Source organism: Bifidobacterium sp. ESL0820, assembly GCF_052606235.1.
Window position 1 is genome coordinate 487,138 of sequence record NZ_CP199594.1, and the last position, 15,296, is coordinate 502,433.

General features: G+C 64.6%; 13 protein-coding genes. 12 read left to right on the plus strand and 1 reads right to left on the minus strand.

Features of this window, described 5'->3' with window-relative positions; translation table 11 throughout:
• Nucleotides 1-21 precede the first annotated feature (21 nt).
• The gene (gene metE / locus ACUIAH_RS02045; protein WP_445341244.1) at nucleotides 22-2,358 is read left to right on the plus strand and encodes a 5-methyltetrahydropteroyltriglutamate--homocysteine S-methyltransferase; all 2,337 of its coding nucleotides are present in this window, start codon (nucleotides 22-24) and stop codon (nucleotides 2,356-2,358) included.
• Entirely contained in the window at nucleotides 2,351-3,232 is an 882-nt protein-coding gene (metF, locus tag ACUIAH_RS02050; RefSeq protein WP_306220884.1) for a methylenetetrahydrofolate reductase [NAD(P)H], read from the plus strand. The genes metE and metF overlap by 8 nt, the downstream gene beginning before the upstream one ends.
• Nucleotides 3,233-3,290: 58 nt before the next feature.
• Here metF and ACUIAH_RS02055 read toward each other — a convergent pair whose 3' ends face one another.
• On the minus strand, nucleotides 3,291-3,611 hold the full coding sequence (locus ACUIAH_RS02055; protein ID WP_445341245.1) for a hypothetical protein: 321 nt from the start codon (nucleotides 3,609-3,611) through the stop codon (nucleotides 3,291-3,293).
• Nucleotides 3,612-3,629: 18 nt separating this feature from the next.
• Between ACUIAH_RS02055 and ACUIAH_RS02060 the strand changes: the two genes are divergently transcribed.
• The 10 genes from ACUIAH_RS02060 to ACUIAH_RS02105 all read left to right on the plus strand — a co-directional run bounded on the left by ACUIAH_RS02060 (nucleotide 3,630) and on the right by ACUIAH_RS02105 (nucleotide 15,244).
• Complete coding sequence (locus tag ACUIAH_RS02060) at nucleotides 3,630-3,929, plus strand: hypothetical protein (RefSeq protein ID WP_445341246.1); 300 nt, start codon at nucleotides 3,630-3,632, stop codon at nucleotides 3,927-3,929.
• A 479-nt stretch (nucleotides 3,930-4,408) separates the two neighbouring features.
• Nucleotides 4,409-7,489, plus strand: coding sequence for a bifunctional [glutamine synthetase] adenylyltransferase/[glutamine synthetase]-adenylyl-L-tyrosine phosphorylase (locus tag ACUIAH_RS02065; protein ID WP_445341247.1), 3,081 nt, complete (start codon nucleotides 4,409-4,411; stop codon nucleotides 7,487-7,489).
• A 160-nt stretch (nucleotides 7,490-7,649) separates the two neighbouring features.
• Entirely contained in the window at nucleotides 7,650-8,567 is a 918-nt protein-coding gene (gene pyrB, locus ACUIAH_RS02070) for an aspartate carbamoyltransferase (protein WP_232345849.1), read from the plus strand.
• Nucleotides 8,564-8,977, plus strand: coding sequence for an aspartate carbamoyltransferase regulatory subunit (locus ACUIAH_RS02075; RefSeq protein ID WP_445341248.1), 414 nt, complete (start codon nucleotides 8,564-8,566; stop codon nucleotides 8,975-8,977). The genes pyrB and ACUIAH_RS02075 overlap by 4 nt, the downstream gene beginning before the upstream one ends.
• Before the next feature lies 1 nt (nucleotide 8,978).
• Nucleotides 8,979-10,403: a dihydroorotase gene (locus ACUIAH_RS02080; protein WP_445341249.1), complete on the plus strand. Its 1,425-nt coding sequence runs from the start codon at nucleotides 8,979-8,981 to the stop codon at nucleotides 10,401-10,403.
• 2 nt (nucleotides 10,404-10,405) lie between these two features.
• Complete coding sequence (gene pyrF, locus ACUIAH_RS02085) at nucleotides 10,406-11,467, plus strand: orotidine-5'-phosphate decarboxylase (RefSeq protein ID WP_445341250.1); 1,062 nt, start codon at nucleotides 10,406-10,408, stop codon at nucleotides 11,465-11,467.
• Complete coding sequence (locus ACUIAH_RS02090) at nucleotides 11,464-12,309, plus strand: dihydroorotate dehydrogenase electron transfer subunit (RefSeq protein ID WP_445341251.1); 846 nt, start codon at nucleotides 11,464-11,466, stop codon at nucleotides 12,307-12,309. The genes pyrF and ACUIAH_RS02090 overlap by 4 nt, the downstream gene beginning before the upstream one ends.
• Nucleotides 12,306-13,253: a dihydroorotate dehydrogenase gene (locus ACUIAH_RS02095; RefSeq protein WP_445341252.1), complete on the plus strand. Its 948-nt coding sequence runs from the start codon at nucleotides 12,306-12,308 to the stop codon at nucleotides 13,251-13,253. The genes ACUIAH_RS02090 and ACUIAH_RS02095 overlap by 4 nt, the downstream gene beginning before the upstream one ends.
• Nucleotides 13,250-13,999: an orotate phosphoribosyltransferase gene (gene pyrE, locus ACUIAH_RS02100; protein WP_445341253.1), complete on the plus strand. Its 750-nt coding sequence runs from the start codon at nucleotides 13,250-13,252 to the stop codon at nucleotides 13,997-13,999. Before ACUIAH_RS02095 ends, pyrE begins: the two co-directional genes overlap by 4 nt.
• Nucleotides 14,000-14,125: 126 nt before the next feature.
• Nucleotides 14,126-15,244, plus strand: coding sequence for a DsbA family protein (locus tag ACUIAH_RS02105; protein ID WP_445341254.1), 1,119 nt, complete (start codon nucleotides 14,126-14,128; stop codon nucleotides 15,242-15,244).
• The last annotated feature ends 52 nt before the right edge of the window (nucleotides 15,245-15,296 follow it).

The following is a 15,296-nucleotide window of genomic DNA, read 5'->3' on the forward strand; positions in this document are numbered from 1 at the left end:
AGGACGAAACTGGGAGGTTTCATGGCAGCGATTACATCCGTGTCCGGATTCCCGCGCATCGGCGCGCACCGCGAACTCAAGAGGGCCATCGAGGGCTATTGGAAGGGCGAACGGAATCTGGACGAGGTTCGGCGCACGGCCGCCGATCTGCGGGCCAGACACTGGCAGCTTCAGCAGGAGGCCGGCGTCGACCTGATTCCCGTCAACGATTTCAGCTACTACGACCAGGTCTTGGATACGTCCATCCTCCTGGGCGTCGTGCCCGAGCGCTATCGGAAGCTGGGCCTGGGCCCAGAGGACACCCTCTTCGCCATGGGCCGCGGCTACCAGGGGGAGCAGGGTGACGTGACCGCCCTACCCATGAAGAAGTGGTTCACCACCAACTACCACTACCTGGTGCCCGAGATCGACCAGGACACCAAAATCGCCCTTGAGGGCGACAAGCCTTTCAAGGAGTTCCAGGAGGCGCGCGAGCAGGGCATCGCCGCCAAGCCGGTGCTGATCGGCCCCTACACCTTCCTCAAGCTGGCACGCGGCCCCCAGGGCGAGCTGCTGGATCCGGACCCGGCACTGGTCCAGGACCTGGCCAAGGCCTATGCGACCATACTGGAGCGGTTCATCGGCCTTGGCGCCGACTGGGTACAGCTGGACGAGCCCTATCTGGTTCTGGACAAGGAACCGGGCGACCAGGACCTCTTCGATACCCTCTATGGGCCCATTCTCAAGGCCCGCCAGAGCGGCCAGGGCAAGGTCCGTATCCTGCTCAACACCTACTTCGGCCATATTGGCGACTGCTATGCCCGGCTGGCTGACCTGGGCTTCGATGGCATCGGCCTGGATCTGGTCGAGGGCAGGGATGAGAACCTGGCGGCCCTCAAGGAGCATGGCGTGCCGGAGGGAACCACCATCTTCGCCGGCCTGGTCAACGGCCGCAACATCTGGCGCAACGACTATGCAGTCAGCCTGGGCCTGCTGGATGCCCTGCACCAGGTGACCCCGAACGTGGTGGTATCCACCGCATGCTCACTGCTGCACGTGCCCTATACCGTGGCCGACGAGGATGGGCTGGATGCCGACACCGTGCGGCCCCACTTCGCCTTCGCCCTGGAGAAACTGGGCGAGCTGCACGACCTGGCCCAGCTGGCCGATGCCGACGAGGACCAGCGCCGCTCCAGCAAGGCCCTTGCCGACAACCAGAAGCTCTTCGACGGCAGCCGCGTCCAGCCCGACCCCCAGGTGCAGCAGCGCCTGGCCGGCCTTAAGGACGAGGACTTTGTGCGTACCCCGGCCCGGCCCGAACGCCAGAGGATCCAGGCCCAGGAGCTGGGTCTGCCCCTGCTGCCGACCACCACCATCGGCTCCTTCCCCCAGACCGCCGAGGTCCGCGCCGAGCGTGCCCGCCTGCGCAAGAAGGAGATCAGCCAGGGGGACTACGACGACTTCATCGCCCGCAAGATCGACCAGGTCATCGACCACCAGGAGCAGATCGGCCTGGATGTGCTGGTCCATGGCGAGTTCGAGCGCAACGACATGGTCGAATACTTCGGCCAGAACCTCAAGGGCTACCTCTTCACCCGGAATGCCTGGGTCCAGTCCTACGGCACCCGCTGCGTCAAGCCTCCCATCGTCTGGGGGGACATCTCCCGCGCCCGGCCCATCACCGTGCGCTGGTCCTCATATGCCCAGTCCCGCACCAACCATGTGGTCAAGGGGATGCTGACCGGTCCGGTGACCATTCTCAACTGGTCCTGGCCCCGCGAGGACATCGATCACAAGCAGCAGACCCGCCAGCTGGCCCTGGCAATCCGTGACGAGGTCCTGGACCTGGAGGCCGCGGGCATCCGCATCATCCAGATCGACGAGGCCGCCCTGCGCGAGAAGCTGCCGCTGCGGCGCTCTGACTGGCACAGCCGATACCTGGACTGGGCCATCCCCGCCTTCCGGCTGGTGCATTCCGGGGTCAAACCCACTACCCAAATTCACACCCACATGTGCTACTCGGAGTTCAACGACATCATCAAGGACATTGATGCCATGGATGCCGATGTGATCTCCTTCGAAGCCTCCCGCTCCGACCTGACCGTCCTGGATGCCATCCAGGAGGCCAGGTTCGAGACCGAGGCGGGTCCCGGAGTCTACGACATCCACTCGCCGCGCATCCCCTCCACTGAGGAGATCGTGGACCGGATCCACGCCATCCTGAAGAAGCTGGACGCGGCCAAGGTCTGGATCAACCCCGACTGCGGATTGAAGACCCGAGGCGACAAGGAGACCTGGCCCAGCCTGGAGCACATGGTGGCCGCCGCCCATCAGGTGCGTGCGGAACTATCGTCCAGTCAGGAGTCGGATCATGCATGAGCCTATCTTTTCCCTGGAGGTCTTTCCCCCCAAGCGCGATGCCCCGGTGGGCACCATCTATGACACCCTGGACGGTCTGGAAGGGCTGATGCCCGACTTCATCTCAGTGACCTACGGGACCGGCCGGCGTTCGGACCGCACAGCCACGGCCCGCATAGCCAAGACCATCCATACCGAGTACGGCATCCCTGCCGTGGCTCACTTGACCGCCCAGTATGCGGACCGCGAGGTGATCGACCAGGCCCTGGACATGTTCGATGATGCAGGGGTGGCAGCGGTGCTGGCCCTGCGCGGCGACAGCGTGGAGGGCCGCGAGCCCGCCGGAGTCTTCGACCATGCCAGCGACTTGGCCGCCTACATCCGCTCCCGTCGGCCCAACCTGTCTATATACGGGGCCTGTTATCCGGAGACCCATCCTGAGGCCGCCTCGCCCGAGGAGGACATTGAGAATCTGCGGATCAAGGTGGATTCCGGCGTGGATCATCTGGTCTCGCAGCTCTTCTACGACAATGCCGATTTTCTTGACTTCCTTGACCGGGCCCGGGCAGCCGGCATCCAAGTGCCCATCGAGGCCGGCATCATGCCCATCACCAACGAGGGCCAGGTCCGGCACATGAGCGAGGTCTGCCAGGCGCGGATCCCGGCGGCGGTTGAATCCATCCTGGAGCGCTGGGGCGACGACCGGGCCAGCCTGCGCGAGGCGGGCATCATCTACGCCTCACAGCAGATCGCCGACCTGGTGGCCCATGGGGTGGACGGCATCCACCTCTACTCCATGAACCACTCCGGCGTCACCAGGCGCATCTGGCACAACGTCCGCCACCTCTTCCATCAGGCGGGGGCCAAGGAGGAGCCGGTCAGCAGCCAAAAATAATTGCATAGGAGCGGGGGAGGCCCCGCATCGATGACGGCAAAAGCGTGATCGCCGTCTTTCAGCGGCGCTTTTGGCCCTGATTGTCGGTGCGGGGCCTCAGCCATGGCCAGACCTTGAGTGCAGCCCTGTTCAGCGGCGGTATCATGCCAATCAACAGACCGAGGATCATCCCTCCGATGGTCACCCAGGAGGCCAGGTCGCGCCCCAGCAGAATGAGGATCACCACCAGGCCGACCCCGATCAGGGATAGGACCTGTGTCCAGCGTTGCTGCGATTCGGTCAACCGGTCGTTTTTCTTTGGCAGAAATCCGTAGATCAGTCCCACCGCCAGCCCTACCAGGGCGCAGGCAATGGTCAGGAGGATATCGGTCAGCTGCATTCCAGGATTCCTTTGTTCATGATTGCTGAGGTTCTGTTTTTGATACGGTCTGTTTTTGCCCCATGGGCGGATTCGCCAAGAGTTGGTCTATACGGGTCGGGAAGGAAAGAACTACGGGGCCTGACCGGCGCGTCTGCGCATGTTGTCGTCATCACGGGAATGGTGACGATCGCACAGTTGCTCGCCGCAGAAGAGGTTAGAGGAGGCATCCGGCTTGACATGCTTGGGGGCTTCAGCGAACTTGAAACTGATATATGGGTCGTCCATCTTCAGAACAACTGCGGTTTCGTGCAATCAGCGTCATCTCCTCTACAATGATCGACCTGCGAATTTTGTGGACACATCAATGTGCTCGTCGACGCCATTGAAAGTCATTATAGCCGCCTTAAGAGCGGATCCAGTAATCAGATAGCGGGCAGGGAGCACCTTTATGCAGACTATGGTGTCGGGGGGAAACATGCCCCGGAGAGTTTCACGAAGGGGTTCCAAGAACACGTATTCGGTTGTGTTCAGGATGCCTGCCAGGACCACAACCTTGGGATTCATAGCGTTGCCAATGCGGATGGCTGAGTCACCTAAGATCAGCCGGCATTGGCCGTCAGATCCTTTCCCCCGGCTGAGGCTGTGCAGGATGGCAGCCGCTGACATGGCCCACTATGATTTCACCGTACACTGTGCCGTCTGCGCCTTCCGGGAGGGCCGCAAGGGCTGACGACCCGTCACCCCTATAATGCCTGTACCGGTTCCGCAGACATCAGAGTCGTCGCGGAGCCTTAAGCAAAGGCAGGGGATGAGTCATGGAAGATCCGGCGCAACCGACCACTTCGACCCTGATCCACCTTGGGCTGCATGACCTGGACAAGGCCCGGGTCCGGCTGGATCGGCTTGCCCGCCTGGTGGACGACCAGGCTCTGGCGCAAACCCTGGTCCAGAGCCTCGACCAGGCCTGTGATCCGGACGAAGCCCTTGCGGGGCTGATACGAATTCTGGAGCAGTATCCGCAAGGAGCCCGGCCGGGCTTTCTGGCCGGATCCCCGCAGGAAAACCAAGAGGGAGCCCAGTCGCTGATCAGGGTGTTGGGGGCCTCGGAGGCCATGGGCCGACTGATGCGCTCGCGGCCGGAGCTGGCAGAGGCGGCCGCCCTCGACCCCGACCACCTGGCTGACTGCCCGGCGGAAACCAGGCAGAGGCGGGTCCTTGACGCCTTGGACAAGGTGGAGAAGAATTCAGAATCCTCGCCTTCACTGGCGGCCTACGCCGATGCACTGCGGTTCGAATACCGGCTGCAGCTGGCTGCAGTCATGGCCCGAGACCTGGCAGCTGAGGACCCTCTGGAGCTGGAGCCATCAATCAGCAGGGCCCTGTCAGACATGGCCGATGCCGCACTCCAAGGGGCTCTGAGCATTGCCTGCCGTCAGGTCCCCAATGCGGATTCATGCCGTCTGACCGTCATTGGCATGGGCAAGCTGGGCGCCCAGGAGCTCAACTACGTGTCCGATGTGGATCTCATGTACTTGGTGGAGCCGGCTTCGGGGGCGGAGCCGAATGGGACTGATCTTATTGGCGTCGGCACTGCCATGGCCGTCCTCCTGCAGCGGGTCTGCCAGGCGGTCATTCCCGGATCGACCGAGCCGCCGCTATGGAAGGTCGATACTGCCCTGCGGCCCGAGGGACGTGACGGCCCCCTGGTGCGCCGTCTGGCCTCTTACGCCGACTACTATGCCCAGTGGGCTGAGAACTGGGAATTCCAGGCCCTGCTCAAGGCCCGTCCTGTCGCTGGCGACAAGGCCCTGGGACAGGACTATTCGGCCATGGTCGAGCCCCTGGTCTGGGAGGCTTGCCAGCGTCCCAACTTCGTCTACGACTGCCAGCGGATGCGCCAGCGTGTGGAGCGGCTGATACCCGAGGACCGCAAGGAGCGCGAAATCAAGCTGGGCCAGGGCGGACTGCGGGATGTGGAATTCACTGTCCAGATGCTCCAGCTGGTCCATGGCTCCAGCGACCCGGATCTGCGTTGTCCAGCCACCTTGGATGCCCTGCAGGCCCTGTCCCGCGGCGGCTACATTTCACGCAAGCACGGCGACCAGCTGGACCATGACTATCGCTTCGAGCGGGTCATGGAGCATCGCCTGCAGATGTGGCAGCTGCGCCGCACCCACCTCTTCCCGAAAATCACCCGTTCAGGCACACTCGGCCAGCGGCCGCCCAGCCTGGAGGAGCTGGAGAGCAACCGCGATCTGAGGCGGCTGGCCCGGGCCTTCGGTCTGCATGCCGATCAGATGCTGGCCCAATACCAGGCCACCAGAATCGAGGTACGCAACCTTCACCAGGCCATCTACTTCCGTCCCATGCTGCCCATCAACGCCCAGGTGGACGAGGACGAGGTCAGCCTGCGCCCCCAGGCGGCCCGCGCCAGGTTCGCTTCCATCGGCTTCGCCGACCCCGATGCAGCCATTCGCCACGTCACAGCCCTGACCACAGGGGTCACCCGATCGGCGCGCATCAACCGCATTCTCATGCCCGCCGTCCTCCAGTGGCTGGGGGAGGGGCAGGATCCGGACATGGGACTCCTGGGCTGGAGAACCCTTGAGGAGCACTTCGGCGGCAAGAGCACCTACCTGGGCTTCCTGCGGGACTCCACCTCGGCCGCCCGCCGCCTCTGCCATGTCCTGTCCAACTCCCGCTATCTGTCCGGCGCCCTGGCCCGGTCCGTCCAGTCGGTGACCTGGCTGGGCCATGACCAGGACATGATCCCCCGTAATCGGGCCACTCTGGACAAGCGCGCCGCAGCCTATCGGACCCGTCATGCGGACTCGCTGGAGGAGTTCGCCACAGCCGTCCGGGCCATGCGCCGACAGGAGATCGAGCGGATCGGGCTGGGCTGGATGAGCGGGGTGGACGATCAGCAGGCCTGCCTGGCGGGCATGTCCGATGTCTACGATGCAGCCATCAATGCAGCCCTGGACTGGGCCGTGGACCACCGTTCGGAACAGGCTGGCGCACCAGCCGATCTGGCCGTGATCGGCATGGGTCGATACGGGGGCAGGGAGGTCAACTTCAACTCGGATGCCGACATCATGCTGGTCTACCGTCCGGCATCAGGCGCCGACCAGGACCAGGCGGCCGAATTCGCACGTGGAGTGACCGCCGACCTGCGGGCCGTCCTGGCTGGACCAGCCAGCCTGGAGCCCGGCATCGACCTGGACTTCGACCTGCGCCCCGAAGGACGTCAGGGGCCTCTGGTGCGTTCCCTGGACTCCTACCAGCGCTACTACCGCGACTGGTCGGAGACCTGGGAACATCAGGCTCTGATCCGGGCCAGGTTCGCAGCTGGGGACGCCGGCTTGGCCAAGGACTTTCTGGAGGGCATAGCCAATCCGCTCCGCTACCCTCAGCAGCCGCCCAACGAGGAGGAGCTGGGGCAGATCCGCCGTCTCAAGGCCCGGATGGAGGCAGAGCGGCTGCCGCGCGGCGTGCGTCGGGACCGGCATCTGAAGCTGGGCCGGGGAGGGCTGTCTGACGTGGAATGGACGGTTCAGCTCCTCCAACTGCGTCATGCCCACGATCTGCCTGAGCTGCAGGTCACCGGGACGCTGACCGCCCTGGATGCCCTGGAGACTGCGGGACTTATCAAGGCCAAGGATGCCAAGGCCCTGCGCAGCAGCTGGGTGCTCTGCACAGCAGCCCGCAACGCCAACTTCCTCTGGTCCGGAAGGGTATCCCAGGCGGACATCCTGCCTGACGACGGACAGGTGCTGGGAGGCATTGCTGTCTGCCTGGGCTACCCGGCCCACCGAGGCCAGCGCTTTGTCAACGAGCTGCTGGCGGCCATGCGCCGCTGCAGGCAGGTCATGGAACGGATCTTCTACGGCGGCTGACCCTGGGTCCATCCGGGGTCGTATGCTTGTTCAGGTCACATAAGGTGGCCACCTTGAGGAAGGTGAGCCGTTGTCCCAACAAGTTGATCACGCATCCAACACCTCTTCCGCCGTCGTTCCGCTTCGTGGGCGAAGTGTGGTAACTCTCGACGACATTCCCATGACCCAGATCCTGGACCTGCTGGATCGGGCGGCCTACATCGACACCCATCGCCGCCAGGTGGCCCATACCTGCGACGGCCGGGTCCTGGCCACGCTCTTCTACGAACCCAGCACCCGCACCCGGCTCAGCTTCGAGACGGCCATGCTCCGTCTGGGCGGCCAGGTCATCGGATTCGCCGGCGCCCAGCTGGCAAGCGTCTCCAAGGGGGAGTCCATCAGCGACACTCTGAAGACGGTCTCCAACTACGCCGACATCGTGGCCATCCGCCATCCCAAGGAGGGTGCCGCCCTGGTGGCCTCCCAGGCAGCCACGGTCCCGGTCATCAACGCCGGCGACGGCGGACACATGCACCCGACCCAGACCCTGACCGACCTGGCCACCATCCGCGCCCGCAAGGGCCGGCTGAACCACCTGACCATCGGCCTGTGCGGGGACCTGACCTTCGGCCGCACCGTCCACTCCCTGATCACCACCCTCTGCCGCCTGGGCCACGTGGACTTCGTCCTGATCAGCCCCGACGAGCTGCGCACCCCCGAATACGTCCTGGAGAGGATTCGCTCCTCGGCCGACTGCACCTACCGTGAGACCGGGGATCTGAATGGGGTCATCGGCGACCTGGACGTGCTCTACATGACCCGTGTCCAGCAGGAGCGCTTCTTCAACGAGGACGACTACCTGCGTCTGCGCGACACTTACATTCTCAATGCCGACAAGCTTCGGGCCGCGCGCCCCGACATGGCTATCCTCCACCCGCTGCCCAGGGTCAACGAGATCGCCGTGGAGGTGGACGATGATCCGCGGGCGGCCTACTTCCAGCAGGTCCGCAACGGCATGCTGGTCAGAATGGCCCTGGAGAGCGCCCTGCTGGGCGACGAACTGCCTGGTTACCGCAAGCAGAAGGAGGTGGCCGCATGAAGGTCACCAGCATTGTTGAGGGCATCATTATCGACCACGTTCGTGCGGGCACAGCCCTGAAGGTCTTGCACTATCTGCGCGTGGATCCGTCGCAGACCCGGCTGGCCCTGATCATGAACACGGACAGCCGCAAGTACGGGTCCAAGGACATCATCAAGATCGAGCAGACCGGGGATCTGGACCTGACCGCTCTGGGGTTCATCGCCCCTGAGGCCACCGTAGACGTGGTCCGGGAGGGCAGGATCGTCAGCAAGCATCAGCCTGACCGCCCCAACCATCTGGTCAACGTCATCACCTGCGTCAACCCCCGTTGCGTCACCACGGTGGAGACCGGCGTGGACCAGCGCTTCCACCTGGACGCTGCCGGGGTCTACCGCTGCGACTACTGCGACGAGAAGGCTGAAGACTGACATGCGGTTGCTGGGGTTGACCGATTGGCGCAGCGGCAGGGCGATCGATCTGGTGCTTCCCCAGGCCGCTGACAGCGCGCTGATCGACGAGACCGGCGCCGTGTCGGCAGAGGTGGAGCAGATAGACGCCTCGGGGCTGGTGCTGGCTCCGGCCCTGGTCGATCCCCATGTCCACCTGCGCGACCCTGGGCAGACCGACAAGGAGGACATGGTCACCGGCACAGCTGCCGCAGCGGCCGGAGGCTACGGGCTGATACTGCTCATGCCCAACACCCAGCCTGCCATGGATGGACACGCCAGGATGGCCGACGGGCGCACGGTCATCGACTACCTCGAATCCTATGAGCGGGACCATGGGCTGCGCCTGCCGGTGGACTACGCCCTCTGTGTGGCGGCCACCATGGACCGGGCAGGCCGTCAGGCCTCAAACCCAGACGACTGGTCGGGGCACCTGCCCGGCCACGGCTGGGACCATCCCGTAGTCGCCATCAGTGACGACGGCTCGGCCGTCACCGATCAGACCCTGGAGGCTGTGGCCGCCAACGCCCGGGAATTCGACCTGCCCATCCTGGACCACTGCGAACATCACGAGCACGGTCAGGTCAATCTTGGCGCTGTCAGCCGTCAACTGGGGCTGGAGGGGATTCCCACCTCGACCGAGACCGCCATCATCCATCGCGACATCGCCTTGGCGGAGCGCACAGGCACCAGGGTGCATCTGCAGCATGTCAGCACTGCCGGGGGATTTGAAGCCGTCCGAAGGGCCAAGGCCCATGGGCTGCCGATTACCTGCGAGACCGCGCCCCACTATCTGGCCCTCTGCGACGAGGACCTGCTGCGTTGCGGCAGCATGGCCAAGATGAACCCTCCGCTGCGCTCCCGCGCTGACCAGCAGGCTGCGCTTGAGGCCGTGGCCGACGGCACTGTCGACATGATTGCCACCGATCACGCCCCCCACACCGCTGCCGAGAAGGCGCTGGGGCTCAAGGACGCCCCCAACGGCATCATCGGCCTGGAGACTGCCTACGCGGTCTGCAACCAGGTCCTGGTCACAAGCGGGCTCATCGGCCATGACCGCCTGATAGAGCTCATGTCCCTGGCCCCGGCCGAGCTCATGGGCATGCGGCGACTCCTGCCCGAAGACCTGTCCTCGCGCAAGGCCAATAAGGTCAATCAAGCCGACACCGGTCACCTTCTGTTGGAAGTCGATCAGCACAGCGAGGCCGACCAGCCACCCGTCGACCTGGTCATCTTGGATCCCGAGGCCAAGTGGAAGGTTGATCCCAGCCGCTTCCACTCCAAGGCCAGGAACACCCCCTTTGCCGGGGCGGAGCTGACCGGACGGGTCATGGCCACCATCAAGGAGGGGCGTCTGGTCTTCTCCCGCCTGCCTGCAAGCCGTGTCATCACCAGGGAAAGGAACTGAGCATGGACCGACTGACCGCGCTCATCCAGGACAAGCAGAATCCGACCGTGGTCGGCCTGGATCCGCGACCGGAACTGCTGCCCAGCCAGCTGATCGAGCAGGCCAGGCAGCGCGCCGCCGGGAGCATGGCCCGGATGGGCCTGGACCCCAAGGACCCGCAGCAGGCCCAGGGCGAGCAGGCTCAGGCCGTCTGGGCGGACCACCTGGCGCGGGCCTATCTGCGCTTCAACCTGGCCATCCTGGAGGGCGTGGCCGACCTGGTGCCTGCAGTCAAACCCCAGATCGCCATGTACGAGGCCCTGGGGCCCTGGGGCATCAGAGCCTACACCGGTACCTGCCGGGCCGCAGCCGACCGGGGACTCTATGTCATCGGGGACGTCAAGCGCGGGGACATCGGCTCCACGGCCGAGGCCTACGCCGCCCACCTGGATGGGCTTCCCCTGCCCTTCGCCCCGGAGCAGGCTGTGGATGGCCCGGCCCGGGCAGGCGGGAGGTTCCCCTGGTATGAGGATGCCCTGACCATCAACGTCTACCTGGGCTCCGACGGGGTGGAACCCTTCCTGCAGGCGGCCGAGCACATCCAGGGCGACCTCTTCGCCCTGGTGCGCACCTCTAATCCCTCGGGAAGTCAGATCCAGGAGCTGGGCCTGGACACGGACTCAGGCGGCGGCACCATCTATCAGCGCCTGGGCGAATTGGTCGAATCCTGGGGGCGGCCCTCCATAGGCGAATCGGGCTATTCCCGGCTTGGAGCCGTGGTCGGCGCTACCCACCCCGAGGACGGGGCCCTTCTGCGTCAGGCCATGCCCCACACCTTCTTCCTGGTCCCCGGCTACGGAGCCCAGGGCGGTTCAGCGGCCGACGTGGCGCCCATGTTCGACCGGTCCGGCGGCGGCGCTGTGGTCAACTCCTCTCGGGGAATCATCGCTGCCTGGCGAAAGGATCCGGACTACAGCCCGCAGCTCAGCGTTCAGGCGGCCCTGGGCATGGTCACACGCGATGCCCGCCAAGCCGCGCAGGCTATGAAGGACGATCTCAATCAGGCGATCAAGGAGGCCCGATGAAACCCAACCTCTTCATATCCACCAGCCGGGTGGAGGAGCAGGCCCAACAGGCAGGTCGGATGCCCGGACGCCGTACGGCCCAGGTCACCGGCATGGAGCCTTTGGACCGGCAGGTCTGGCGGATGACCATCCGCGACCCCTACCTGGCAGCCCACGCTCCGGCAGGAGCCTTCATCAACCTCTACTCGGCCGACCGCATGACCATGATGCCCAGGCCCTTCGGCATCAGCCGGGTCCTGGAGGGCGAGCAGATCGAAATCATCTTCGCTGTCGTGGGCCAGGGGACCTATGAGTTCTCCCGCCTGCAGCCAGGCATGGCTGTGGACCTGCTGGGGCCCCTGGGCCATGGCTTCGACCTGGGGAAGCCGGCTGACTATCTGCTGGTGGGCGGCGGCCTGGGCGTCCCCCCGTTGATCCGCGCAGCCCAGTGCCTTCAAGGCCGGTCCGGTGTGCGCACCACCGCCCTGCTGGGCTACCGTGACCATCGGTTCGCCGATGCCATCATGGGCCCGCTGACCGATCGATTGGAGTCCATCGACAATGCCTCCGGGGATGTGATAACCCTCTTGGAACGGGTTCGCGGCGACATCGATCCCGGGCGGACCATCATTCTGACCTGCGGACCCCTGCCCATGATGCGGGCCGTGGCCGCCTGGGCCAGTAAGGCCGGCCTCCCTGCCCAGTGCTGCATGGAGTCCCGGATGGGTTGCGGCTATGGCACCTGCGTGGCCTGCGTGGTCGACACCGTGGACGGCAGGCTCAAGGTCTGCAAGGACGGCCCGGTCTTTGCCGCCGACCGTCTGATCTGGGATGCAGGCGAGGACAAGAAGGAGGCACGATGAGCGGGCTGACGATCATGGACCCTCTGGAGCCGCACGCCTGGCGGCATGGCACTGTTGTGGCCGGCACGCCCTGGAAGAATCCGGTGGGCACGGCCTCGGGCACCTTCAACCTGGATGCATGCGGCGACTATTACGACGTCTCCCAAATGGGCGCCATCTCCACCAAGGGGGTTTCGCCGGTGCCCTGGGAAGGCAACCCCACGCCCAGGACAGCCGAGAGCCCCGCCGGCGTGGTCAACTCCGTGGGCCTGCAGAACCCGGGCGTGGACCATTACCTGGTGGACGAGCTGCCCAGGCTCAAGGCCCTGGGAGCCAACGTGGTCACCAATGTGGCCGGCCACAGCGACGAGGACTATGCCACAGTCGTGGAACGGCTGGCCGACTCCCCGGCTGACATGCTGGAGATCAACGTCTCCTGCCCCAACGTCTCACACGGGGGAATGTCCGTAGGCACCGACGCCAAGGCCCTGAACCGGCTGATCACCAGGCTGCGGGGTCTGACCGACAAACCCATGGTGGTCAAGCTGACCCCCAACGTCACCGATATCGTGGAGGTGGCCAAGGCGGCCGTCGATGGGGGAGCGGATGCCCTCAGCCTGATCAACACCCTGGTGGGCATGCGCATCGACATCAACACAGGCAGGCCCATCCTGGCCCAGGGCACCGGCGGCGTCTCCGGCCCCTGCATCCTGCCCATAGCTCTGTCCTTCGTCTGGCGGGTGCGCCAGGCACTGCCCGAGGTTCCCATCATCGGCATCGGGGGCATCGACTCGGGACGCACGGCCTTGGAATTCCTCTATGCCGGAGCCAACGCCGTGGAGGTTGGGGCTGCGGCCCTGGTGGATCCTGTGGCCCCCATGAGGGTGGCCCGGGAGCTGGACGATCTGTTGGACGAGCGGCCCAAGCTGGCCGATTTGCTCAAGAAAGGGGAGTGCTGGCGATGAGCGCATCCGCAGCAGAAAACAGGGCCGAACATGACGGGGATGACCAGGAGCAGACCCGCCGCATCCAGGAGGGCTTCACCAGCTTCCTGCTGCAGAGCGGAGCGCTCAAGTTCGGTGACTTCACCCTGAAGTCGGGGCGGCGCTCGCCCTACTTCATCAACGCCGGGGCCTTCAACGACGGACGGCTGATCGCCCTGCTGGGAGAGTTCTACGCCCGGACCATCGTGCAGGCTGTGCAGCAGGGGACCCTGCCGGCCGACATCGATACGGTATTCGGTCCGGCCTACAAGGGGATCCCCCTGGCCGTCTCCACCGCCATCGCACTGAGCGGGGCGCACGGCATGCCGGTCGGCTACACCTTTGACCGCAAGGAGGTCAAGGACCATGGCGACGGAGGGCTCATGGTCGGCACCCAGTTAAGGGATGGCATGAGGGTGCTGCTGGTGGATGACGTCATGACCGCCGGGACCGCGGTCCGCCAGGTAGTGCCCAAGATCATGTCCCAGGCCAAGGTGACCATCGTCGGCCTGGTGCTCTCCGTGGACCGGATGGAGCGCACCGGACAGGGCCAGGGCTCGGCTGTCGAGTCCATCATGGACGAATTCCACTTCCCGGTCATCAGCATCGTCAACGTCCGCCAGATCTTCGACGCGGCCGCCTACATGAAAGGCCCGGACGGGTCGCCCATTCTGGATCAGCGCACGGCCGATGCCGCCAGGGACTATCTGGAGCGCTACGGGGCCTGAGCAAATGACCTGCTCATATCGGCGCACATTCTCCGGACGGTCATACTGTCGGCCGACCCTCGTGTAGATTGGTAAAAGTCCGGCGGGCAGGCCGACGGATCATCATCGCAAGGAAGGCCATGGATCATGACAAAACCTCTGGAGCAGAACGGTCATGAGGAACCGGACCGGACTACGGCCGATGCGGTGAATGCGACCAAGCCTACCGTTTCGGCCACTTCAGCTGATGCAGCAAAACCTGCGGATATTGCAGAACCTGCTGAAGGGCGAATTGCCACTGAGGAGAAACCCGTAGAGACAGGTCAGCCTCAGGAGAGCGGCTCTGAAGAAAGTGCACCTGTACAGAGCTCGCGGAGGGTTCCGTTGATACTGGTGGCGGTGGCTCTTGTGCTGGTGCTTGCGGCAGGCATATACATGCTGTGGGCTGATCATTCAACAGGCAACCAGTCAGCCCAAAAGCCCTCATCAGGAGCATCGACCGCGCAAGTCAGCCAGGGTCCCAGCGGGGATGCCAAGGCCTACAGGGCCCTGCAAGAGGTCACCGTCAAGCCATCGGTGGCCGACGACCAGGGAGGGCTGACCGTTTCATCCAAGGGGGTCGGCAACAAGAAGAAGGTTGCCGATGCACCGACCCTTGAGATCTTCATGGACCCCATGTGCCCCTGGTGCGGCAAGGTGGGCCGGGTCATCGATCCCCAGCTGCAGCGCATGATCAGCGCCGGTCAGATCAACGTCACCTACAACTTTTTGAACTTCCTGGATTCGGCCTCCAGTGACCAGTACTCCAGCCGCGTGGACAACGCCCTGGCCATGGTGGCCCAGGAGGATCCGGATCATCTGCCGGCCTTCGCTGCCGCCGTCTTTGCAGCAGACTTCCAACCCAATGAAAGCTCCTATCAGGCGGTCTCCGATGCACGTCTGGCCGACAAGGCCGTGGGCGTGGGCGTGCCCAGGGCTTTGGCAGACCGTTTCGCCCAGGGCACCTACAGGCCATGGGTGGACAAGGTCAATGCCTATGCCATCACCCGCAAGGACGCCAAGGACGCCAAAGGGGAGTTCTCGACCCCCACCATCATGATCAACGGTAGGGCCTGGGATCTGACCGCAGCGGCCAAGAGCCAAGGCGGATTGGAACATCTGGATCGAGCCCTGCTCAAGGCCCTGGGGCTCAAATCGCAGGATGTGGGCCATCAGGGGAAGATGCCCTCCATCGGAGCCCAAGGAAAAGCGCTGAAACCCGAATAAGCAGCAACGACAAACAGCTGCTGACCAGCGACGAAATTCAACTATCGCCGCT